This is a genomic window from Quyinboa sediminis (genome assembly GCF_042219855.1).
Lineage (GTDB): Bacteria > Bacteroidota > Bacteroidia > Bacteroidales > UBA5342 > JBHJHP01.
This window is the reverse complement of record NZ_JBHJHP010000001.1, coordinates 724,530-747,929: the sequence shown is the minus strand read 5'-3', so window position 1 is coordinate 747,929 and position 23,400 is coordinate 724,530. Positions and strand designations below refer to the sequence as shown.

The following is a 23,400-nucleotide window of genomic DNA, read 5'->3' as shown; positions in this document are numbered from 1 at the left end:
TACCCGAAACTATAGAACTGTAGGTTTTCGGTCCCCAAAATCCACACCCTTTACAGCGGCCTATACACGGTTTATGTGGCTTATTGGTTTTTACATACCTTAACTGAACCTGGAATGGAATTTGTTTTTTAAATAAGTCATATATAATCTCATCCTCCTGTATAACGAGAATGCATTTTGTAAGCATTTGCAATGCCTGATACAAGTACTTTTTTTAGGTATTATACCCCAAAGTATCGATGTGGATTGAGCATTTTGATAGCTAATTATGTTATCTTAGTATATTCTGAATTTTTATATCTACCACAATGGATTACACTGAAGAAAGTTTATACCGCAACAATTATGGTGAAGATGAATTGAGTTTTTTGAATCTGCTTGCTGAAAAGTTTCCAACGGTTCAGGCTGCCTGTACAGAAATTATTAATCTTGAGGCAATTCTTAATCTGCCCAAAGGTACAGAACACTTTCTGACCGATATTCACGGTGAATATGAGACCTTCAGTCATATCCTGAGAAATGCATCCGGCATGGTGCGTAAAAAGATTAATGATGTGTACATGTATACCATCAGTGAAAAGGAAAAGCGACAACTGGCTACCCTTATTTATTACCCCGAAGAACGTTTGGAGCTGATAGTGAAAGACCAGGAAGATCTGGAAAACTGGTATGCAGTTACCCTGCGCCGGTTGATTGAGGTTGCCCGTGTCTCTGCAGATAAATATACACGATCCAAAGTGCGTAAGGCTATGCCGGCTGATTTTGCCTATATCATAGAGGAGTTACTGACAGAGCATAACGTTAAAAAAGAAGAGTATTTTAACAGCATAATCCGGTCCATCATTGATGTGGACAGGGCGGATTCCTTTATCATTGCCCTGAGTAAGTTCATTCAGCGTCTGTTGATTGATCACCTGCATATTATTGGTGATATCTTTGACCGCGGTCCATATGCTGATAAGGTGATGGATGTGATTCAGAATCATCATGCCGTGGATATTCAATGGGGGAATCATGATATTGTGTGGATGGCTGCTGCTACCGGCATACAGGCGAGCATTGCTGCGGTAATCCGAATTAGTGCTCGTTACAGCAACCTTGATACACTCGAAGATGCTTATGGGATAAACCTGGTACCTTTAGCCACATTTGCGATGAAAGCCTATCGCAATGATCCGTGTACTCAATTTATTCCGGTAAACACACCTAAGGAAAATATTGGCTCTACCCATGTACAGCTGATCAGTAAAATGCACAAAGCCATTGCCATTATTGAAATGAAGCTGTCGGGACAAATCATTCAACGCACACCTGAACTGGGCATGGAAGACAGATTGTTGTTGCATAAAATAGATCATGAAAAGGGAACCATTAAACTGGATGGTAAGGATTATGAATTGAACGATAAACTATTTCCAACTATTGATCCGGAGCATCCTTACGAGTTGAGTGATGAAGAAAAAGAGCTGACCCGGAAACTGCGCTTCTCCTTTTTAAACAGTGAAAAACTTCAACGGCATGTGAAGACACTGTTTACCAAGGGCAGCACCTATATGATCTACAATTCCAATCTGCTGTACCATGGCTGTATTCCACTGGATGACAAGGGTAATTTTCAAAAAGTGACCCTGCATGGCCAGGAGTATAGTGGTAAAGCCTTATGTGATCAGTATGACCGCATTTGTCGCCGTGCCTATTTTAACCGCGAGCACCAGGAGCTTGTCAGTAAGGACCGGGATTATATGTGGTCACTCTGGAGTGGCGCTGCTTCCCCGTTATTCGGTAAAAAGAAAATGGCAACTTTTGAGCGCTATTTTATCGATGACAAGGAAACACATCATGAAGAAGGCAATCTCTATTATAAACTCCGGGATGATGAAGAGACCTGTACCCGGATATTAAAGGAGTTTGGCCTTGATCCGGATGTATCGCATATCGTCAACGGCCATGTGCCGGTCAAGGTGACCAAAGGAGAGAGTCCGGTAAAAGCAGGCGGAAAACTGTTTGTGATTGACGGCGGTATGTCAAAACCTTACCAGAAAGTGACCGGGATAGCAGGGTATACGCTTATCTTCGACTCTTATAATCTGATCCTTGCGGAGCATATGCCATTTGAGTCCAGACGTAAAGCCATTGAGGATGAGATAGATATCGTCTCCACACGAAATATGATTGAACATGCCATCACCAGGATAAGGGTAGGAGACACGGACAATGGCGTGCACCTGAAACAGCAAATTCGTGACCTGCACCGTTTGCTTGAAGCCTACCGGAAAGGCGTGGTAAAGGTGAAACAAGTATAGACTCAAGAACCAAGAGTCAAGATGCAAGACCAATATTTAGGGAAAGTGTATCTCATCCTCGTTTGCAACGAGGATTTTTAAGCATGTAGTATTTGAACCTCTAATGCTATTCCAGCTCTTCGGGAACTCTTATATACTGTGCAAAAATCAGTGATGTCACAGCAATGCCTGAGCCGACCAGAAACGGTAGCCGCCAGTTCCATATCCATAAGGCACCACCAACAACCGGCATAAAGACTGCCATAATGTGGTTAATGGTAAATCCGGTTGCCATGGACGGTGCAATATCTTTTGGATCAGCCGTTTTCTGAAAAAATGTTTTAATGCCGATTGAAAATCCAAAAAAGATATGATCCACTACATATAATACTGCCACAATTATGGGTTCTTCAATAAAGGCGTACCCGATGAACACAAAAATCAGGCTTACGTATTCCATGCTGAGTACTTTGCGTTCGCCAAACTTATTGATCCATTTGCCAATATATGGATTAAGCTGCCAGGTTATGAGATTATTCACAGCATAAAGCAGTGCTATCTGTTGAACTGAAAAATGGTATTTCTCCACCAGCATAAACAAAGCAAAAACCACAAAGATTTGTCTTCGGGCTCCGCTCAGAAAGTTAAGCAGGTAAAACAACCAGTACCGCTTGCGTAAAATAATGCGTTTATGCTGTATAACGTCCGGTTCCCGTGCCGGAAATTTAAATATAGTATAGATGACCAGGATGATCACTGAACCACCCAGAACGACGTAAATCCATTTTAACGGTAATATGTAAGCCAGGCCGATTATTGCAGCACCGATCAATACATTGGCGATAGACATAACGCTACGCAGTTTGGCCAGAACAAGTGGTGCGGTCTTTAAATTAAAACTTTGCAGGGTAAGGGACTGGTTCACCGTTTCGTAATAGTGAAAGCCAACAGACATCGCAAAAGTGGTGATCATCAATCCTGTAAATGAGGGGAAGAAACCGGTAATCAGAACACCGAAGGCAAGTAACAGAACAGAAAGATAACCCACCTGGTTTTCCTTTAAAAACAACAGTAAAAACACCACGGTGAATGATAAGAATCCCGGAATTTCACGTACGGCCTGTATCACACCGTTCTGAAACCCGTTTATTCCGATTACATCTACAGCAAAATTGCTGTAAAGTGTACGCCAGCCCTGAAAAGAGACGGCCATGCTGATGACGAGCATCAACAGAAACAGGTACATCGGATCTTTGCGAACCTCTTTACTTATCGTAACCATAAATGGGTATAAAAACGATTGCCACTGAAAAAGTGGCAATCGGTAAATTATATGTTCAGTAACTCTATGGCTTTATCCAAAGCCTGTTCCAGTCCTTTGGGGTTCTTCCCACCGGCTGTGGCAAAGAACGGCTGACCGCCACCGCCACCCTGAATGGATTTAGCGGCTTCCCTGATGATGTTTCCGGCATGCCAGCCTTTCGATTTTACCAGGTCGTCTGAGATCATCACAGACAGGTTGGCTTTTCCATCGTTTTCTGTTCCAAGCACACAAATCAGATCCGCGAATTCACCTTTCAACTGAAATGAGAGATCGCGTAAAGCAGCTGCGTCCATTTTATCTACAACAGATTTGATGATTTTTACACCATTCTGTTCCACAATCTTATGCTTAAGTTCGCCTTTAACAGATTTAAGTGCATCACCTTTAAATGCTTCCAGCTGTTTTTTAAGTTCGCTGTTTTCTGCCAGTAGATTCTCCAGTGTTTTTTCCAGGTTAGGTGGATTATTCAGAATTTCCTTTGCGTTGTTTAACGTATCGGCCAGGTTATCCACAAATTCGTCAGCTTTATCGGCTGTAACAGCTTCAATCCTTCGAACACCGGCAGATATTGAACTTTCGCTTGTAATTTTAAGCAGACCAATTTCACCTGTGGCCGATACATGTGTACCACCGCATAATTCAACGGATGAACCAAACTTAATGGCACGGACCACATCGCCGTATTTTTCACCGAACAGCGCCATGGCACCCATTTCTTTAGCCTTATTGATCGGAATTTCCCTGAATTCTTCCAGTTTGAAATTTTTCCTGATATTCCGGTTCACAATACGCTCAACCTGCTTTATCTCGTCATCGCTTACCTTATGAAAATGCGAAAAGTCAAACCGTAAATAATCCGGGCATACCAGTGAACCTTTCTGTTCTACATGTTCGCCAAGAACCATCCGCAGTGCCTGGTGGAGCAGGTGAGTGGCCGAATGGTTATTGGCAGTAAGCTGCCTGTCTTTATCATTTACGGTGGCTTTAAATCGTGCTTCAATATTTTCGGGAAGTTCCTTTACAATATGAACAATCAGGTTATTCTCCTTTTTAGTATCAATAACACTGTATTTTTTACCTTCAGCTTCTATATATCCCGAATCACCAACCTGTCCACCGCTTTCAGCATAAAACGGTGTGACATTGAACACCAACTGATAAAATGTATTGTTTTTTGATTTTACCTGGCGATAACGGGTGATATAAAGATCAGTCTCCAGGTAATCGTATCCGATAAACTCCTCTCTGTCATCTTCTTTAATGATCACCCAGTCATCTGTTTCAATGGCAGCGGCGTTACGGGCCCTTTCTTTCTGTTTCTGCATTTCCACATCGAAAGCCTTGCGGTCAACCACCAGCCCGTTCTCTTTTAATATTAATTCGGTCAGATCCAAAGGAAATCCGAATGTATCGTATAATTCAAACGCATTTTTACCTGAAACAATCGTTTCATTTTTGACTTTCACCTCTTTTATAACGCTGTCCAGCAGACGAATTCCGGTATCAAGGGTTCTCAGGAAAGATTCTTCCTCTTCGTGCATGACATTCGATATCAGGTCGCTGTTCTTTATCAGTTCAGGATAGGCTTCACCCATGGTTCTGTTCAATACCGTAGTCAGGTTATACATAAAAGGTTCCCTGAAATCAAGAAATGTGTAGCCATAACGCACGGCACGGCGTAATATTCTTCGGATTACATAGCCGGCTTTGTTATTGGATGGCAGCTGTCCGTCAGCTATAGAAAATGCGATGGTTCTTACATGATCGGCAATCACGCGCATGGCAATATCTTTTTTCGGATCATCACCATAAGAGGTGTTACACATCGATCCGATGGATTTGATAATGGACTGGAACACGTCAGTATCGTAATTTGACTGTTTGCCCTGTAAAACCATGCAAAGGCGTTCGAAACCCATGCCGGTGTCCACATGTTTCTCAGGTAATGAAACCAGTTTGCCACTTGCCATCCTGTTGAACTGGATGAACACCAGGTTCCAGATTTCAATAACCTGCGGATGATCCTTGTTGACCAGCTCACGGCCACTTATTTTTTGACGTTCATCGTCGTTTCTTATATCTACATGGATTTCAGAACAAGGTCCGCATGGCCCTGTATCGCCCATTTCCCAGAAATTATCTTTTTTGTTTCCGTTGATGATACGGTTTTCCGGCAGAAATTGATTCCAATAGCCAGCAGCTTCATTATCGCGTTCAAGTCCGTCTTCTTCATCGCCTTCAAATACTGTGGCATATAATCTGTCCGGATCAATTTTCATTCGTTCAACCAGAAATTCCCAGGCCCATTGAATCGCTTCCTTTTTAAAATAATCACCAAACGACCAGTTTCCCAACATTTCAAACATGGTATGGTGGTAGGTATCGTGACCAACCTCTTCAAGATCATTATGTTTTCCTGAAACGCGTAAACACTTTTGAGAATTTGCTACTCTCGGAGATTTCGCTTTGGCATGCCCCAGAAAAATCTCTTTAAACTGATTCATTCCTGCATTGGTAAACATCAGTGTAGGATCGTCTTTAACCACCATTGGAGCAGACGAAACAATTAGATGTTCCTTCTCTTCAAAAAAATCTTTAAAGGCTTGGCGTATCTCTTTAGCTGTCTTCATATGAGCGAAAAAACTAATTTAATGTTAAATGAATGAAAATTTTATTATATTTAAGCACTGATTTGGGGTTGCAATACCCTTTTTTTTCAGCTTTGCAAAGTTAGTCGAAATAATTAATTTTGCACTTAAATTGTTTTAAAAGAGGATACATGGCAAAAGCTCATTATCATTACGATCCGGAGACCCTTAGTTTTAAGAAAGTTAAGAAGGGTATCAAGTATCGTTTAAAACAAGTTCTGGTTTACCTGGTTCCCAGTTTGGTTTTTGGTAGTGTTATGGCATATCTGCTCTGGACTTATGCGGAGTCGCCAAGGTTAAAATCTGAAAAACAGGAAAATTCCCGGCTTATCATGCAGTTGGATCTGATGAATCAGCAGATGGATCAGTTTTCGCAGATACTGGATGAAGTTCAGCAGCGTGATGAAGGAATTTACCGGGTGATTTTTGAAGCTGATCCTATTCCGTCTTCCATTCGCAAAGCAGGTTTTGGTGGTGCCAACCGCTACGAGCATCTTGAAAATATGAAGAATGCAGAGCTCGTTATTTCCACCAGAAAAAAACTCGATATACTCACCAAAGAGTTGTATATTCAGACAAAATCCTTTGATGAGATCGTGGAACTGGCACGTAACAAGGAAAAAATGTTACATTCCATTCCTGCCATCATGCCAATATCAAACCGCGATCTGAAACGAACAGCTTCCGGTTGGGGATACAGGATTCATCCCATTGAAAAAATACGAAAATTCCATTACGGTATGGACTTTACATCACCAATCGGTACCGATGTATACTCCACAGGTGATGGAAGAGTGGTGCGGGTTATCAAGTCAAAACGCGGATTTGGCAATTATATCGTCATTGATCATGGGTTCGGGTATAAAACATTGTACGGACATTTAAGTGGTTTTAATGTTAAAGTGGGACAGAATATTACACGTGGCCATGTTATCGGTTATGTAGGGAATACCGGTGATTCAACAGGTCCACATTTACATTACGAGGTTCATTATAAAAACAGACCGGTTAATCCTAAAGATTTTTACTACCAGGATCTTACACCGGAGCAGTATGACGAAATGATCAGTATTTCAACCAATACAGGTCAAACATTCGATTAACAGCCTGCTGATGCCATACAAAAAGCCGGTTATAGAGAAAATGTTTTACTCCATGCGGGAAACAGCCGAGATGTTTGATATCCCGCAAACGACCATTCGTTTCTGGGAAAATGAATTCGAAATTCTTAAACCCTTTAAAAATGCAAAGGGCACACGTTATTTCAGGCCTGAGGATTTGAAAAATCTTCATCTCATTTATTTTCTACTGAAAGAGCAGGGGATGACCCTGAAGGGCGCAAAGAAGAAACTGGAAGAAAATCCCGAAAAAACCATTCAGACCTTTGAAATTGCAACCCGGCTATCCAATGTCAGAGATCAGCTGAAGCAAATTCTGGAAAACCTGGATTAACTTATTTTTTTTGTGAATCGTTATTTGTGAGACGTTACTTCGGTACATGCCGATTTAGCATCGGTATACTCAGTAACCGATTAGATCAATAAATTATTTAAGACCTCATCTGCGAAGATCTGCTATTAGTTCAGCGAAAATCAGCGAGAATCAGGTTTCACACTCATAAATTTATACTGAATTTTCTCAAATATCACAATCAATCCGGTTACTTCGATACGCAACTTTGTTTCTACTCAGTAACCCGGTATTTTGAAACATTCCAGTTTTACACAGGGACACTAAATAACCGGATTCATTTATTATTGAAACTGTAATTCTTAATTTTTCATTCTTCATTAATAATTGACTACACCATTCCGTACAGCCATTTTTCAATTTCCTCGTGTGCGATGCCAAGCCGGTTTGCATAATCTGAAGCCTGGTCATCATCAATTTTTGTAATTGCGAAATATGACGATTCAGGATGTGCAAAAACAAGACAGCTCACCGATGCATTCGGATACATGGCACCGTTTTCAGTCAGCTCAATTTCTGCTTTTTCCAGTGGTATGAGTTTATCCAGCAGAAAATTATCCGCCTGGTTAGGCATTGACGGATACCCGATGGCTGGTCGTATGCCCTGATATTTTACCCGAAGCATATCTTTTATACTCAGATCTTCATCTTTAACATACCCCCAGTAATTGCGGCGGACCTCCATGTGCAAAAGTTCTGCATAGGCTTCTGCCAGACGGTCAGAAAGCGATTTTAACAGCAAAGCACTGTAATCATCGTTATCCTTTTCATATTTTTCTATCCACGGTTCAATATCAAGTCCGGCAGTTACAGCAAATGCACCAACATAATCACATGTTGGATGAGAGACAGGTGCAATATAATCACTTAAACAGTTATAAACACCGGAATCCTTGGATGCCTGCTGTCGCAGGAATGGAAAGCGCAATTGAATTTCCCTGCGGGATTCATCTGTCCAGAATATAATGTCGTCCTTATCTGAATTTACCGGGAAGAACCCGAGTACCGCTTTAGCCCTTAATTTCTTATTTCCCATGATATCATCCAGCATCTCATTTGCTTCACGGTAAAGTGTAAGTGCTTCTTTGGCTTTAACGCGTTCCAGCCCCTCATTGAAAGTATTCAACCATGCAGTTTCATCTTTTTCACTTTTAAACAGCTGTATGCCTTTATATGAACCTGGCAGTCGCCAAGCTTTAAAAAAGAAGGTCCAGTCGATAAAAGCCCTGAGTTTGCTGATATCCAGTTCTCCCTGTTCTTTAACGCCTAAAAATTCAGGTTTATAAATGGTACTCGCATTGAATTCAAGTTTTACACCTTTTCTTCTGGCGGATTCGATAGGTTCAAAACTGGTTTTATTACCCTTCGCGAATTTGTCACGCAGCAGTCCGTATTCAACGTCAAGCTTTGCTTTAAACTCATCTTTTGTCTTCGGATTAATAATGGCAGCAGCTACCTGAACACTTTGAGATGCATCTTTTACATGTACCGCAATATGGGAATATTTAGGGGCAATTTTAACTGCTGTATGTACTTTTGACGTCGTAGCACCACCCACCATCAATGGAAGTGTCATACCTCTTTTCTCCATCTCTTCAGCTATTTTGGCCATCTCTTCCAGCGAGGGTGTGATAAGGCCGCTAAGTCCAATGGCATCCACTTTTTCTTCCACAGCCGTATCCAGAATTTTTTCTGCAGGAACCATTACCCCTAGGTCGATGACCTCGAAGTTGTTACAGGCCAGGATTACATTCACGATGTTCTTTCCGATATCGTGGACATCACCTTTTACAGTGGCCATCAATATTTTTCCGGCAGAATGTGATCCGCCTTTTTTATCCTGTTCAATATAGGGCTGAAGTATGGCTACGGCTTTTTTCATTACCCGGGCTGTTTTTACCACCTGAGGCAGAAACATTTTACCATCCCCGAACAGATCGCCGACCACATTCATTCCGGCCATTAAAGGCTGTTCTATAATGTCGAGAGCCGCAGGATATTTCTGCAGAGCTTCGTCCAGATCTTCATCCAGATAGCTGTCGATCCCTTTTACCAGGCAGTGACTGAGCCGTTCTTCCAGTGTGCCGTTACGCCATTCATCTTTTGCTTTGGTTTGACCCTGTCCGTCATCATTGCTTTTGATTTTTTCAGCGGCTTCAATCAACCGTTCAGTAGCATCAGGTCTGCGGTTCAAAACCACATCTTCCACCAGTTCAAGCAGATCTTTCGGAATTTCATCGTACACCTGTAACATGGCCGGATTAACAATTCCCATATCCAGACCTTCCTTAATAGCATAATAGAGAAATACGGAATGTATAGCTTCACGAACCACATTGTTTCCTCTGAAAGAGAAGGACAGGTTGCTGATTCCGCCACTGATTTTCGCATGAGGGAGATTTGATTTAATCCATTTTATCGTTTTGATAAAATCAATGGCATAATTGTTATGTTCCTCGATTCCGGTTGCAATAGCCAGAACATTAGGATCAAAAATGATATCCTGGGGTGGAAAACCCACTTTGTCCACCAAAAGATGATATGCCCTGGAACAAATCTCCTGGCGCCTTTCAAAACTATCAGCCTGGCCTTTCTCATCGAAGGCCATTATCACAACTGCAGCGCCGTAGCTTTTAACGAGTGAAGCCTGATACAGGAACTGTTCTTCACCTTCTTTCAGGCTTATGGAATTAACGATGGATTTTCCCTGTAAACATTTCAGACCGGCTTCAATCACCGGCCATTTGGATGAATCTACCATAATGGGCAGTTTGGATATATCCGGTTCAGACATGAGCAGGTTTAAAAACTGAACCATTTCATCCTGCGCTTCAAGGAGTGCATCGTCCATATTGATATCAAGGATTTGTGCTCCGCCTTCTACCTGATCGCGGGCGACTTCCAAGGCTTCATCATACAGTTTGTTTTTTATCAGCCGGACAAACTTCTTCGATCCGGCTACATTACAGCGTTCACCTATATTAACAAAATTGGAGTCAGGTCTGATCTCCAAGGGCTCAAGACCGCTTAAACGCATCAGATGGTCTCCAACAGCCGGCACGTGTGGTTTTGCTGCTTTGGCCCGTTTTGCCAGTTCCGCAATGTGCTCAGGTCGTGTACCGCAACAACCGCCAATAATGTTTACCAGCTCTTCGTCAAAATATGCCTGAACAAGTTCCGCCATGATCCGTGGTGTCTGATCGTAGTCGCCCAGCTGATTTGGTAAGCCGGCATTAGGATGTGCACTGATCAGACATGATGCCATATCACCCAGTTCTTTGATATAAGGCATAAGTGCTTTGGCTCCAAAAGAACAGTTGACACCAACAGAGAATGGTTTTGCATGTGCCACAGAAATCCAGAATGCTTTGACCGTCTGACCGGATAATGTTCTGCCACTCAGATCGGTAATGGTTACCGAAATCATCAACGGCAGATTTACTGAACGCTCTTTCTGTGCCTGTTCGGCTGCAAATATGGCTGCCTTGGCATTCAGGGTGTCAAATATGGTTTCTATCAGCAATAGTTCAGCACCTCCATCGATCAGCCCCAGGGTCTGCTCCTTATATATTTTTACGAGATCGTCGAAAGATACAGCACGATAGGCCGGATTATTTACATCCGGGGACATGGATGCCGTTTTATTTGTGGGTCCTATTGAACCGGCAACATAACGCGGCTGATCCGGTGTTTCCCGGGTCATTTTATCCACTTCCTGACGTGCCAGCTTTGCTGCTTCGAGGTTGATCTCATAAGCCAGATCACCCATGTGATAATCAGCAAGTGAGATGGCATTGGCATTGAATGTGTTGGTAGATAAAATATCGGCACCTGCCACCAGGTAATTCCGGTGAATCTCCGAAATGATATCCGGCCTGGTAATACAGAGCAAATCGTTATTCCCCTGGACAGGAGAGGGGTGGTCTTTGAAGCGATCGCCTCTGAAATCCTCTTCCTGAAGCTTGTAGCGCTGTATGGTTGATCCCATAGCACCATCTAAAATTAATACTCTGTTTTTGGCTATATTATTGATATCCGGCTTTTGTATCATAACTGTAGTTTTGTGCTGCAAAAGTAATAAAATCCACCGATTCTTATCTTTATTTAGAATGATTCAAAAAAATATTTCATTTGAAAAACAATTTAAATACCCTTTTGTTATGTATGTAGGCCGGACTGCATGGGTTTTGCTGTTTAGGGGTATTTCGTTGTGTTTTTATTTTTTGGTTTTTATCAGTCCGGCCTTTTTTATTGAATTAAATATTGAGATAAATAATACCATTATTACAAACAATTTAACTTTTAAAAACAATTATGGCTGTATTAGTAGGAAAAAAAGCTCCAAAATTCTTTCAACCAGCTGTTGTAAACGGCGGTGAAATCGTAGAAAATTTCTCTCTGGAGCAGTATGAGGGTAAAAAATATGTTGTATTCTTTTTCTACCCTGCTGATTTTACATTCGTTTGTCCAACCGAAATCATTGCATTTCAGGACGCGATAAAAGAATTTGAAGATCGTGACGTAGCTGTTGTTGGGTGCTCTACCGATTCAGAATTTTCGCACTGGAAATGGTTACAGACACCGCTAAACGATGGCGGTATTAAAGGTGTGAAATTTCCCCTGGTAGCAGATTCCGCAAAGACGATTGCTGAAAATTACGATGTGCTTGCTGGTGATTATGATATTAATGATGAGGGTGAAAGTGTGTTTGTGGGTGAACCAAGAGCATACCGCGGTCTTTTCTTAATTGATAAGGAAGGTGTTGTCCGTCATCAGCTTGTTAACGACATGCCACTGGGACGTAGTGTTTCTGAAGCCCTGCGTATGGTAGATGCTCTGCAGTTTTTTGAAGAAAACGGTGAGGTTTGTCCGGCTGACTGGCACAAGGGCGAACAAGGTTTGAAAGCGACTCAGGAAGGTATTGCTGAATTCCTGGGAAAACATAAAAATTAATGTTAATAGTTCTTTTTGGTTATTTTTTAGGGTCACCTTCGGGTGACCTTTTTGTTTATATACAGACACAAGAATCAAGACACAAGAATCAAGACACAAGGTTTAAGACATAAGACAAAAGATATATGTATGTCTATAACTCAGGTTTTGGCAATCTTTGTTATCTTTATTAGAAAGCAATATTACTTAAAGATTCTTCGCTTCTTTTTATCTCGTCCCGATAGCTAACTTGAAAAGCGAAGAAAAAGAGAGGTTTATGTTTTTGAATTGTAATATGTTTCACCGGAACTCTTCCGTCCTCACCGGCAAATATGGTGTAAACCGTCCTCCTTATTCCTATGTCATGATTTCGAAGTTAAAAGAACGGTTCGATGTAAGCACCAATCTGATAGTTAGCGAATTGTGAACCTAACCTAAAAATTGTTAATAAAAAGTGTACCTAAAGTACTATCGTTCCTTGGTGAGGATAGCATCATTTGCTATTTTTGTTTGATGCAAAATCTCGCCGGATATATTAAAGACCTGTTACTCGTGCACGATTGTGTGATTATTCCGCAATTCGGTGGCTTTGTATCCAGTTATAAACCGGCCTGTTTTGATGCTGCTCTGAAACGTTTTTTTCCACCTTCCAAAGAGATTACATTCAATTCAAAGCTGACACATAACGATGGTCTGCTGTGCCAGCAGATTATGAAGCACGAAAAGAAGAGTTTTGCAGATTCGGTTGATAGAATTCAGTCGGCCGTTGAAAATGCTGAACAATGGCTTGATAATGATGTACTTGTATTAAGTGGTCTGGGAATTCTGTCGCGCCGGGAAGATGGGATATTGCTGTTTGAACCTGAACAGGAAAACCGATTACTCAAATCTGCTTACGGACTGGCATCATTCAGTATGAATGAGATTGAACAGCAGGAGAGGGGCGCGGATATGAAGCTGGTGAAAAAAAACAAACCGCAATCAGGTCGCTCTATTTCGCATTTTGCTGCTGCCGTGGCTGCATTGTTTTTACTGTTCTTTTTTCTTTTTCCGGCTAAAGTAAAGGATCCAAGACTTGAGACTGCTGATTTTACCAGCATGTTTGATTCGCTGAACAAAAGTGTTACCGATATTCCAGCAAAGGAACATGCTGTATCTCAGAATGATCTGACTCCGGATATGGATCAGACAGCTCAACACCACGGGTCTGAAACAGATGAGTTTGCAAGTGCAAATGTCCCTGAAGACAGTGAAATAGAGCCGGCTGCTTCTGAGGATCAGAATGAGGATCAGACTTCAAATCCTGTTACAGATAAGGTGAAAATGGTTCCCTCGGTAACCTATCATATCATCATTGCCAGCCTGATATCCAAGGAACAGGCCCTGGAATTTGTAGAACAGAACTGTAAAAAGTATTTTCCTGATTACAGCATCATTGAAAGCAACGGCAGATTCAGGGTAAGCATCGGAACCTTTACCAGCAAAAAAGATGCGGTTCCTGTACTGGAAACATTCAGGGAAAAGAACCCTAAATTTAAAGATGCCTGGTTGCTGACCATTAAGGCAACCGTCTGATATTAAATTCAGACTTTATATTTATATAATCATTTAATTTACAGCTAATAGTTCTCGCAGATGTACGCAGAAAAATGACGCAGATTTCCGCTGAATAAACTACTTTCCAGCAGCAAATATTAGTATAAATCAGTTATTGGGTAAAAGGGTGGTAGGCTCGCATCCTTATTAATCTTCGTACTTGAATGATACTTTCACTTTAGCACGGTAGTTTTCAATTTTACCGTCCTTAATGTGCATATCCAGTTGGGAAACTTCGGCAATACGAAGGTCATGCAGACTTTTTGAAGCTTTGCTAATAGCGGCTTCTGCTGCTTTTTCCCATGATTCTGAACTGGTTCCGACCAGTTCAATAATTTTGTAAACACTTTCTGACATAATGTTTTGTTTTTGAGGTTAAAAAATATACTGTCTTTTAAAGTTACGGCAGTTTGACTGGGAAGTCAAAAAATTACATATAATTATCAATTAAAGAGCATTTAAACTAATTTAAAAGAATAATATAATTTTAGTTTTTAACTCATAACAAATTGAAAATTATTACTCAAAGACTTAAAACGAAAAGGAATACTTAAATATAATAGACTTGTTATTACTATATTTAACTTAATTTGCGGAGAATATTTTGTATATTTACCGCAAAATTAAGGCGAATAATGATTTATATTCATCAAAAACCGCAATGGCCGGATTTTAAATGGGATAATGATGCATTATTACCCGCATTAAGCCAGGTAAGAAGTTTACAGGGAAAATTGCTGGGTAAAATGGAACTGGTTGGCTTCCAGTTGCGCGATCAGGCCATGTTAAAGACCTTAACGGCAGATGTGGTTACTTCCAGCGAAATAGAAGGGGAAATGCTTGATTCAGAGCAGGTAAGATCGTCCATTGCCCGTAAGCTGGGGATGGATATAGCAGGCCTGGTACCATCGGACCGTGATGTGGATGGTGTGGTTGAATTGATGCTGGATGCCACGCAACATTATGATACTGCGTTAACCAATGAACGTTTGTTTGGATGGCATGCTGCGCTTTTTCCAAGCGGCAGAAGTGGAATGCATAAAATTACCGTAGGAAGCTGGCGCAAAGGCGAAACCGGCCCGATGCAGGTTGTCTCCGGTCCGTTAGGAAAGGAAAGAGTGCATTTTGAAGCGCCTGAATCAGCCCTGGTGCCAAAGGAAATGCAACAGTTTCTACAGTGGTTTAACGCAAAAAATTCTGTAGAGCCGGTGCTTAAATCCGGGATAGCACATTTGTGGTTCGTAACCATTCATCCCTTTGATGATGGTAATGGAAGAATAGCCCGGGCCATAGCCGATATGCAGTTATCAAGGGCAGATGAGACCAATCTGCGCTTTTACAGTGTCTCCAAACAAATAGAGCAAAACCGCAAAAGTTATTACGAAATCCTGGAGTTAACGCAGAAAGGATCGCTGGATATCACCATATGGTTACAGTGGTACTTGCGAATACTGCAGGATGCCCTGAACGACACAGACGAAATGCTTGAAAATGTGATGTTTAAAGCCAGATTCTGGGAAAAACATGCAGCCACATCTTTTAATAAGCGTCAATATATTATGTTAAATAAGATATTGGATAATTTTTATGGTAAGCTGACAACGGGTAAGTGGGCTAAAATAGCCAAATGTTCACCGGATACGGCACTCAGGGATATACAGGATTTAATGGATAAAGGAATTCTGGAAAAGGAACCAGGTGGTGGCCGCAGTACCAGTTATACTATTAAATCCTCATCATGAAACTTCCGTTGAAAAAGAGCCAACAAATAAAATTGGGAGTTATTCTAATATTACTGTCAGGTGTCGCTTTTGCAATTATGTTACTGATTCCATTTCTGGACCTGGAAAATAAAACCAAGGTCATCGGATCAACAACTGCGTTGATTACCATGGAGGTTTTATTTTATGTCGGAGGATTTTTACTGGGAAAAGAATTGTTTAAAAAATACAAGGACAAACTGAATCCCGTAAACTGGTTTAAGCGCAAGTCAAAATAATTATCTGTGGCTAAAGGCTCTGAGAATTCAATATTTGAAATTATCCGGCTATTTATACAGGAATATTTAAATCTGAGAGATTATTAGTTTAACATAATAAATTACAGTAAAGGATATTTCTATTTATGATATTGTCCGGTAAGGAAAATATATTTTCTCCGGCATTCATAATTTGTTGTTCAAAAAGACCAGACATAAAACTTTAATATAAAATCTATCGTTACAGAACTAAGCATAAAAACTTAACATAAAATCGATAGTTATGGGACTCCGTCAACCATAACAGATTTTATGTTAAACATGACTTTCAGTCCTGTTACGGTTATATTTAAGTGTCTCATAATAGATATTATGTTAAATAGAATATGTAAAAATAAACCGGCCCTATTCAGACCGGTTCATGAATACTATTATTTACCCAGCGCTTTCAGTTTATCCATTACCTGGTTATACTTCTGCTGGTATGTATTGTTGAATTTAATCAAACGATAATACACCGGTTTCAACGCCTGAAGTGCATCTACATTATTAGGATCAACTTCGAGACATTTTTCAAAATAAGGAATACAAACCTCAAATTCTTTAACGGCCTTTTCTTCAGCAGCCTTGAATTTCTTATAATCCTTAATTTCATTCGCATCGTTCATGGCTTCAACCGCTACGTTGTAGTAAATTACACCCAGATTGTAATTGGCATTCGTAATTGAACTTTCAGTAGCGTTATCAACCTCATTTACTTTTTTATATGCTTCAATGGCTTTATCCCTCTGTCCTATCTCATCGTAAAACGTACCCAAAATGAACAGCAGCTGTGCATTATTAGGATCTTTCGCAAGCGATTGCTGAATATAATTGATACCTTCTTCAGCATTTCCCATTTCTACATAGTGATATACCAGCTGATCAAGGAACACTTTTTTGTCCGGATATTTCAGTAATGCTTCTTTAAGAACATCCAGCATTTTGGCTGTATCATTCAGGTTTTTGTAGCTATCATATAAAATAAGATAAGGCTGATCTTCCTGGTAGCCTGTTTTAATGACCTCCGGAGCCAGCTCTACAACTTTATTGTATTTCTGAGCCGAATACGCTGTAGCCAGGGTGTTATACATGATTACGGTATCCATTACGTAAGGTTTGTCCTGCAGGTAGGTCTCATTTTTGTCAAGAGCCAGAACCTTTTCGAATGCACTTAATGTACGCTCATAATCCTTGAGTTCATTATTGGCATACACACCTTCGTTGATCAGTGTATTCCTGAGGCTTACCATCTCTAAAAGAATGTCTTTCTGGTATTTACCTTTCTTCTTCCCTTTTTCATCACCGCGACGATCCAGAAAATCCGCCCGCATTAAAGCATTATAGGCACTGTCAATATAGGCTTGTTTTTTGTCCTTTTTTTCATAAACAGTGCGGTATACACGCTCCTTAACCACATAGGTTTTAGGCCATTCTTTTGTTTTGTCATCTTTCACAGCCTCTTCAATTTTTGAGATGGCTTTTTCATAATCCGGCTTATCTGCAGTCAGTTCGTAATCGGCGTAACTAACAGCACCTTTCTGAGCAAACAATCCGGTACTCATCAAACCAGCTGTGAATATTAAAAATAGTTTTTTCATGTTATTTTTCATTTTTATTTTGAGTTCAATTGAGAATGCAAAACTATGAATTTTTTACAAATAATTAATTCAAAATCTATTCATTATCACCATTTTCAATGTTTTCAGAAGAATTTTCCACATCCGGTGTTTCATCAATTATTTCTTCAATAATTTCTTCATCCTCATGTAACACTTTTGTTACACTTGCAATCTCATCATTCCGTTTGTCAAGATTGATAAGCCGTACACCCTGTGTATTTCTTCCCATCACGCGCATCTCACTGACAGCTAATCTGATGGTAACACCAGACTTATTGATAATCATCAAATCATTATCATCTGTCACATTTTTAATGGCAACCAGATTTCCGGTTTTATCCGTGATGTTAATGGTCTTCACACCTTTTCCTCCTCTGTTGGTGATGCGGTAATCATCGATATCGGAACGTTTTCCGTATCCTTTTTCACTGACTACCAGAACAGATTCGTTGAGGTTATTAACACAAATCATGCCAATCACTTCATCACTTCCTCCATCCAGCGTCATACCGCGGACTCCTGTGGCTGTTCTACCCATCGGGCGCACCGTTTTTTCGTTGAACCGGATTGCACGTCCGTTCTTATTGGCAATAAGAATTTCACTTTCTCCATCCGTCATTCTCACCTGTATTACACGGTCATCATCCCGGAGTGAAATCGCATTAACACCGTTTACCCTCGGGCGCGAATAGGATTCGAGTAATGTTTTCTTAATAACGCCCTGTTTCGTACAGAACATAAGGTAATGGCTGTTGATAAATTCGGCATCATCCAGGTTTTTTACCTTGATAAATGCATTTACCTTATCATCCGGATCAATGTTCAGCAGGTTCTGGATGGCTCTTCCTTTTGAGTTTTTATTGCCTTCAGGTATTTCCCATACTTTTTTCCAGAAACACCGTCCTTTTTGCGTAAAGAACATAATGGTGTTATGCATTGATGCCGGATAAATATCTTCAAGAAAGTCCTCATCGCGCGTATTGCTTCCTTTTGAGCCTACACCACCTCTGGTCTGCGTGCGGAATTCGGCCAGCGGCGTACGCTTGATATATCCCATATGCGAGATCGTGATGATCATCTCCTCATCCGCATAGAAATCTTCCGGGTTGAACTCTTCCGAGGCATATACAATGTCTGTCCGTCTTTCGTCACCATATTTTGCCTTGATCTCAAGCATTTCATCTATGATAATCTGCATTCTCAGTTCTACTTTTTCCAGAATTTCCTTAAGGCGTGCAATTTCTTTAACCAGCTCATCGTATTCTGCTCTTAATTTATCCTGTTCCAGGCCAGTTAACTGGCGTAAACGCATTTCAACAATGGCACGCGCCTGAACTTCAGAAAGGCTGAATGTTTCCATCAACGATTCTCTGGCTTCGTCTGGCGTAGCTGAAGCCCTGATAATACGGATTACTTCATCAATATTATCACTAGCAATAATGAGTCCTTCGAGAATATGGGCTCTTTTTTCAGCCTGGTCAAGTTCATATTGTGTCCGTCTTACGATAATTTCGTGACGGTGATCCACAAAATTTGAAATGAGATCTTTCAGGTTCAGAATTTTCGGTCTTCCGTTTACCAGCGCAATACTGTTCACACTGAATGCATTCTGCAGCTGAGTGTACTTATACAGTTTATTAAGTACCACATTGGCAATGGCATCTTTTTTAATCTCAAAGACAATGCGCATGCCGTTACGGTCCGATTCATCATTCAGATTCGAAATACCTTCAATCTTTTTATCATTGACAAGGTCAGCAACTTTCATAATCAGTTCCGCTTTGTTAACCTGATATGGTATTTCGGTGACGATAATTTTCTCACGGCCGTTATCACTGACTTCAATTTCTGCTTTTGCCCTGACAACCACTCTGCCTCTACCCGTTTCGTACGCTTCTTTTACACCATTATAGCCATAAATGGTTCCGCCTGTCGGAAAGTCAGGTGCTGTAATAAACTGCATCAAACCCTCTATGTCTATTTCGGGGTTTCTTACATATGCTACAACTGCATCTGAAACTTCGCTTAAATTGTGGGGCGGCATGTTTGTAGCCATACCAACAGCAATACCTGAAGCCCCGTTTACCAGGAGATTCGGAATTTTTGTCGGTAACACAGATGGCTCTTTTAAGGTATCATCAAAGTTGTTGTTGAAATCAACCGTGTTTTTATCCAGATCTGCGAGTGTTTCTTCTGCAATTTTCTGTAATCGTGCTTCCGTGTAACGCATAGCTGCCGGACTGTCACCATCTATTGAACCATAGTTACCCTGTCCGTCTACAAGCGGATAGCGAAGTGACCAGGGCTGTGCCATTCTTACCATGGCAAAATATACTGAGCTGTCGCCGTGAGGATGGTACTTACCAAGCACCTCTCCTACGATTCTGGCAGATTTCTTATATGGCCTGTTGGATGCCAGCCCTAAATCATTCATTCCATATAAAACGCGCCTGTGGACCGGTTTCAGTCCATCCCTGACATCTGGTAAAGCACGGGAAACAATAACCGACATCGAATAATCGATGTAAGCCGATTTCATCTCCTCCTCAATATTAATCTTTATAACCTTTTCTCCTTCAGTCATTTAATATGTGTTTTTAGTATCGTTTTTTTAATGATTCCGATGTGTTAAAAATATTATGTTCCATACGTTACAACTAAGCGAAAATAATAGAAAAAAGACAATTAACAGAACGATTGGATAAAAAGTTAATTAAATTATAAACCATTTGATAATCAGTATTTTAACATCTTTCAACATCGAGCTGAAACGCTAAACAACAAATACGGCATACTTCTTGTTAAAGATGTATACAACATTGAGATTATTGTTGTTAATTTATTAAAAAGATGGGTTAAGAAATTTTGTTGTTATGTATTAACTTTTCTATTTTTACCCATATTAAATAACGAATAGATGGATTCCAAATTATCGAAACGAATAAAAGATGTGCTGACTTACAGCAAGGAGGAAGCGGAAAGGCTTGGAAATGAATCCATTGGTCCTGAACACCTTTTTCTTGGCATACTACGTGAAGGAGAAGGAAGAGCGATGGATGTACTGGAAATGTTGAATATTGATATTATTGATATAAAGACATCACTTGAAAATGAGATTCGTGGTGATTATCATCAGAGCTTATCCGGTAATCTTCCACTGACAAGTACCAGTGAGAAAATTTTAAAGCTTATCTACCTTGAAGCCAGATCCTTAAGTAGTGAGGTGGTAGGTACAGGACATTTATTACTTGCACTTTTAAAAGAGAAAAATAACCTTGTGGCCCGTATGCTGCAGGATTTTAATATTACCTACGATTCAGTGAGAAGAATTTTTGAAAACGAGCATGTTCAGACGCGTTCTGAATATCATGACGACGATGATGACCAGGATATTCCGGTATCAGGTTCCTCTCCCTCCGGTGATCAGGGAAAGTCAAATCCGCGTTCCAATTCAGACACACCTGTACTGGATAACTTTGGTGTTGATATGACCCGCGCTGCAGAGGAAAACAGGCTTGATCCGATCATCGGACGTGAAAAAGAGATAGAACGACTGGCGCAGATTCTGAGCCGTCGCAAGAAAAACAACCCTGTGCTTATCGGTGAACCGGGTGTGGGTAAGTCCGCCATTGTGGAAGGTCTGGCTATGCGTATCGTGAGCCGAAAGGTTTCAAGAGTGTTGTTCGACAAGCGTGTTATTGCGCTGGATATGGCATCGATAGTGGCCGGTACAAAATACAGGGGACAGTTCGAGGAGCGTATGAAAGCGATTCTGAATGAGTTGAGTAAAAACTCAGATATCATTCTTTTTATCGATGAGATTCATACCATTGTAGGTGCCGGAAGTGCGGCAGGTTCACTGGATGCTGCCAATATGCTTAAACCTGCCCTGGCCCGAGGTGAAATACAATGTATTGGTGCAACCACGCTTGATGAATACCGTCAGAATATTGAAAAAGATGGTGCACTGGAACGACGTTTCCAGAAGGTTATGGTTGACCCGACCACGGCGGCTGAAACGCTGGCGATCCTTAAAAATATCAAGGACCGTTATGAGGATCATCACAATGTAACGTATACAGAAGAAGCACTGGAAGCCTGTGTTTCTTTGACAGAACGTTATATCAGCGACAGGCATCTTCCGGATAAGGCCATTGACGCACTGGATGAAACAGGTTCAAGGGTTCATATTACCAATATCGTGGTTCCGGAACATATTGTGAAACTGGAAGAACTGATAGAAGAAACCAAGGAACAAAAGCTGAAAGCCGTTAAATCGCAGAATTTTGAACTTGCAGCCAGTTTCAGGGATAAGGAAAAGGAATATATTCTGAACCTGGATGCGGCCAAAGATAAATGGGAAGAAGAGATTCAGCAACACCGCGAAATTGTGGATGAAGAAAAAGTGGCAGAAGTGGTTGCCATGATGTCAGGTATCCCGGTTCAGCGAATTGCACAGGCAGAGAGTAAACGTCTGATGCTGATGTCGGAAGAACTGAAGAACCAGGTTATCGGACAGGATGAGGCTGTGGATAAAATCGTAAAAGCCATTCAGCGAAACCGGGTCGGATTGAAAGATCCGAACAAACCGATTGGTTCATTTATCTTTCTTGGCCCTACCGGTGTTGGTAAAACACACCTGGCTAAAATACTTGCACAGTTTCTGTTTGATACCACAGACGCATTGATCAGAATTGACATGAGTGAATATATGGAGAAATTCTCCGTCTCGCGTCTGGTTGGTGCCCCTCCGGGCTATGTTGGTTATGAAGAAGGAGGTCAGCTGACTGAAAAAGTCAGGAGAAAACCTTACGCTGTCGTGCTGCTTGACGAGATTGAAAAAGCACATCCTGATGTATTTAACATCATGCTACAGGTGCTGGACGAAGGTCGTCTGACGGATAGCCTGGGGCGAAGGATCGACTTTAAAAATACCATCATTATTATGACTTCCAACATAGGTACACGGCAGTTGAAAGATTTCGGTCGTGGTGTTGGATTCCAGACAGCGTCTGCCAGCGATAAGGAACATTCCCGCAGTGTTATTCAGAAAGCATTGAACAGAGCATTTGCACCGGAGTTTCTTAACCGTATTGATGATGTGATTACATTTGAACAGTTGACGGAAGAGTCCATATTCAGAATAATTGATATTGAACTGAAAGGCTTATACAACCGTGTACAGAACCTGGGTTATGAACTTAAGCTGACAGATGAAGCCAAAAAGTTCATTGCATCAAAAGGGTATGATGTTCAGTTTGGTGCAAGACCACTGAAACGGGCTATTCAAAAGTATCTGGAAGATGAAATGGCTGAAATAATTATTAAGGCCACAGTCACGGAAGGAGATGCTATTGTCGTGGACTTTGATAAGGAAGAGCACAAAATAGTCACCAGCATTGACAAGGGTAAGGCAAAACTGCCACCCGGTAAGAAAAGAAAGGCACTTCCCGATCCTCCGAAGGAGATTCCGGAAAAAAACGATTCTGAGAAAGAATAAAGTCTAACA

At 41.0% G+C, this 23,400-nt stretch carries 14 protein-coding genes; 8 read left to right on the top strand and 6 right to left on the bottom strand.

Annotation, left to right across the window (positions count from 1 at the left end):
- Positions 1–308 precede the first annotated feature (308 nt).
- Positions 309–2,303 (top strand): fructose-1,6-bisphosphatase, encoded by a 1,995-nt coding sequence (locus ACE1EF_RS03065; RefSeq protein ID WP_375719143.1) that lies wholly within the window; start codon positions 309–311, stop codon positions 2,301–2,303.
- A 106-nt stretch (positions 2,304–2,409) separates the two neighbouring features.
- On the opposite strand, the gene ACE1EF_RS03060 is transcribed toward ACE1EF_RS03065, so the two are convergent.
- On the bottom strand, positions 2,410–3,564 hold the full coding sequence (locus ACE1EF_RS03060) for an MFS transporter (RefSeq protein ID WP_375719142.1): 1,155 nt from the start codon (positions 3,562–3,564) through the stop codon (positions 2,410–2,412).
- A 47-nt stretch (positions 3,565–3,611) separates the two neighbouring features.
- A complete protein-coding gene (gene alaS, locus ACE1EF_RS03055; protein WP_375719141.1) occupies positions 3,612–6,236 on the bottom strand; it encodes an alanine--tRNA ligase in 2,625 nt (874 codons plus the stop codon).
- A 149-nt stretch (positions 6,237–6,385) separates the two neighbouring features.
- Here alaS and ACE1EF_RS03050 point away from each other — a divergent pair, with 149 nt between their 5' ends.
- Positions 6,386–7,357, top strand: coding sequence for a M23 family metallopeptidase (locus ACE1EF_RS03050; protein ID WP_375719140.1), 972 nt, complete (start codon positions 6,386–6,388; stop codon positions 7,355–7,357).
- A 10-nt stretch (positions 7,358–7,367) separates the two neighbouring features.
- On the top strand, positions 7,368–7,706 hold the full coding sequence (locus tag ACE1EF_RS03045; protein WP_375719139.1) for a MerR family transcriptional regulator: 339 nt from the start codon (positions 7,368–7,370) through the stop codon (positions 7,704–7,706).
- 349 nt (positions 7,707–8,055) lie between these two features.
- On the opposite strand, the gene metH is transcribed toward ACE1EF_RS03045, so the two are convergent.
- Positions 8,056–11,775 (bottom strand): methionine synthase, encoded by a 3,720-nt coding sequence (gene metH / locus ACE1EF_RS03040; RefSeq protein ID WP_375719138.1) that lies wholly within the window; start codon positions 11,773–11,775, stop codon positions 8,056–8,058.
- 263 nt (positions 11,776–12,038) lie between these two features.
- On the opposite strand from metH, the gene ACE1EF_RS03035 reads away from it, so the two are divergent.
- Both ACE1EF_RS03035 and ACE1EF_RS03030 read left to right on the top strand, forming a co-directional pair.
- Positions 12,039–12,677: a peroxiredoxin gene (locus tag ACE1EF_RS03035; protein WP_375719137.1), complete on the top strand. Its 639-nt coding sequence runs from the start codon at positions 12,039–12,041 to the stop codon at positions 12,675–12,677.
- 492 nt (positions 12,678–13,169) lie between these two features.
- Positions 13,170–14,231, top strand: coding sequence for an HU domain-containing protein (locus tag ACE1EF_RS03030; protein WP_375719136.1), 1,062 nt, complete (start codon positions 13,170–13,172; stop codon positions 14,229–14,231).
- A 168-nt stretch (positions 14,232–14,399) separates the two neighbouring features.
- On the opposite strand, the gene ACE1EF_RS03025 is transcribed toward ACE1EF_RS03030, so the two are convergent.
- Entirely contained in the window at positions 14,400–14,609 is a 210-nt protein-coding gene (locus ACE1EF_RS03025; protein WP_375719135.1) for a dodecin family protein, read from the bottom strand.
- A 278-nt stretch (positions 14,610–14,887) separates the two neighbouring features.
- On the opposite strand from ACE1EF_RS03025, the gene ACE1EF_RS03020 reads away from it, so the two are divergent.
- Positions 14,888–15,994 carry a Fic family protein gene (locus ACE1EF_RS03020; protein WP_375719134.1) on the top strand — a complete coding sequence of 369 codons (1,107 nt, stop codon included), beginning with the start codon at positions 14,888–14,890 and terminating at the stop codon, positions 15,992–15,994.
- Positions 15,991–16,251, top strand: coding sequence for a transporter suffix domain-containing protein (locus tag ACE1EF_RS03015; protein ID WP_375719133.1), 261 nt, complete (start codon positions 15,991–15,993; stop codon positions 16,249–16,251). Before ACE1EF_RS03020 ends, ACE1EF_RS03015 begins: the two co-directional genes overlap by 4 nt.
- A 410-nt stretch (positions 16,252–16,661) precedes the next feature.
- Here ACE1EF_RS03015 and ACE1EF_RS03010 read toward each other — a convergent pair whose 3' ends face one another.
- Positions 16,662–17,870: a tetratricopeptide repeat protein gene (locus ACE1EF_RS03010; RefSeq protein WP_375719132.1), complete on the bottom strand. Its 1,209-nt coding sequence runs from the start codon at positions 17,868–17,870 to the stop codon at positions 16,662–16,664.
- A gap of 76 nt (positions 17,871–17,946) precedes the next feature.
- Complete coding sequence (gyrA, locus tag ACE1EF_RS03005) at positions 17,947–20,475, bottom strand: DNA gyrase subunit A (protein WP_375719131.1); 2,529 nt, start codon at positions 20,473–20,475, stop codon at positions 17,947–17,949.
- A 333-nt stretch (positions 20,476–20,808) separates the two neighbouring features.
- On the opposite strand from gyrA, the gene ACE1EF_RS03000 reads away from it, so the two are divergent.
- Positions 20,809–23,391 (top strand): ATP-dependent Clp protease ATP-binding subunit, encoded by a 2,583-nt coding sequence (locus ACE1EF_RS03000; protein ID WP_375719130.1) that lies wholly within the window; start codon positions 20,809–20,811, stop codon positions 23,389–23,391.
- Positions 23,392–23,400 lie beyond the last annotated feature (9 nt).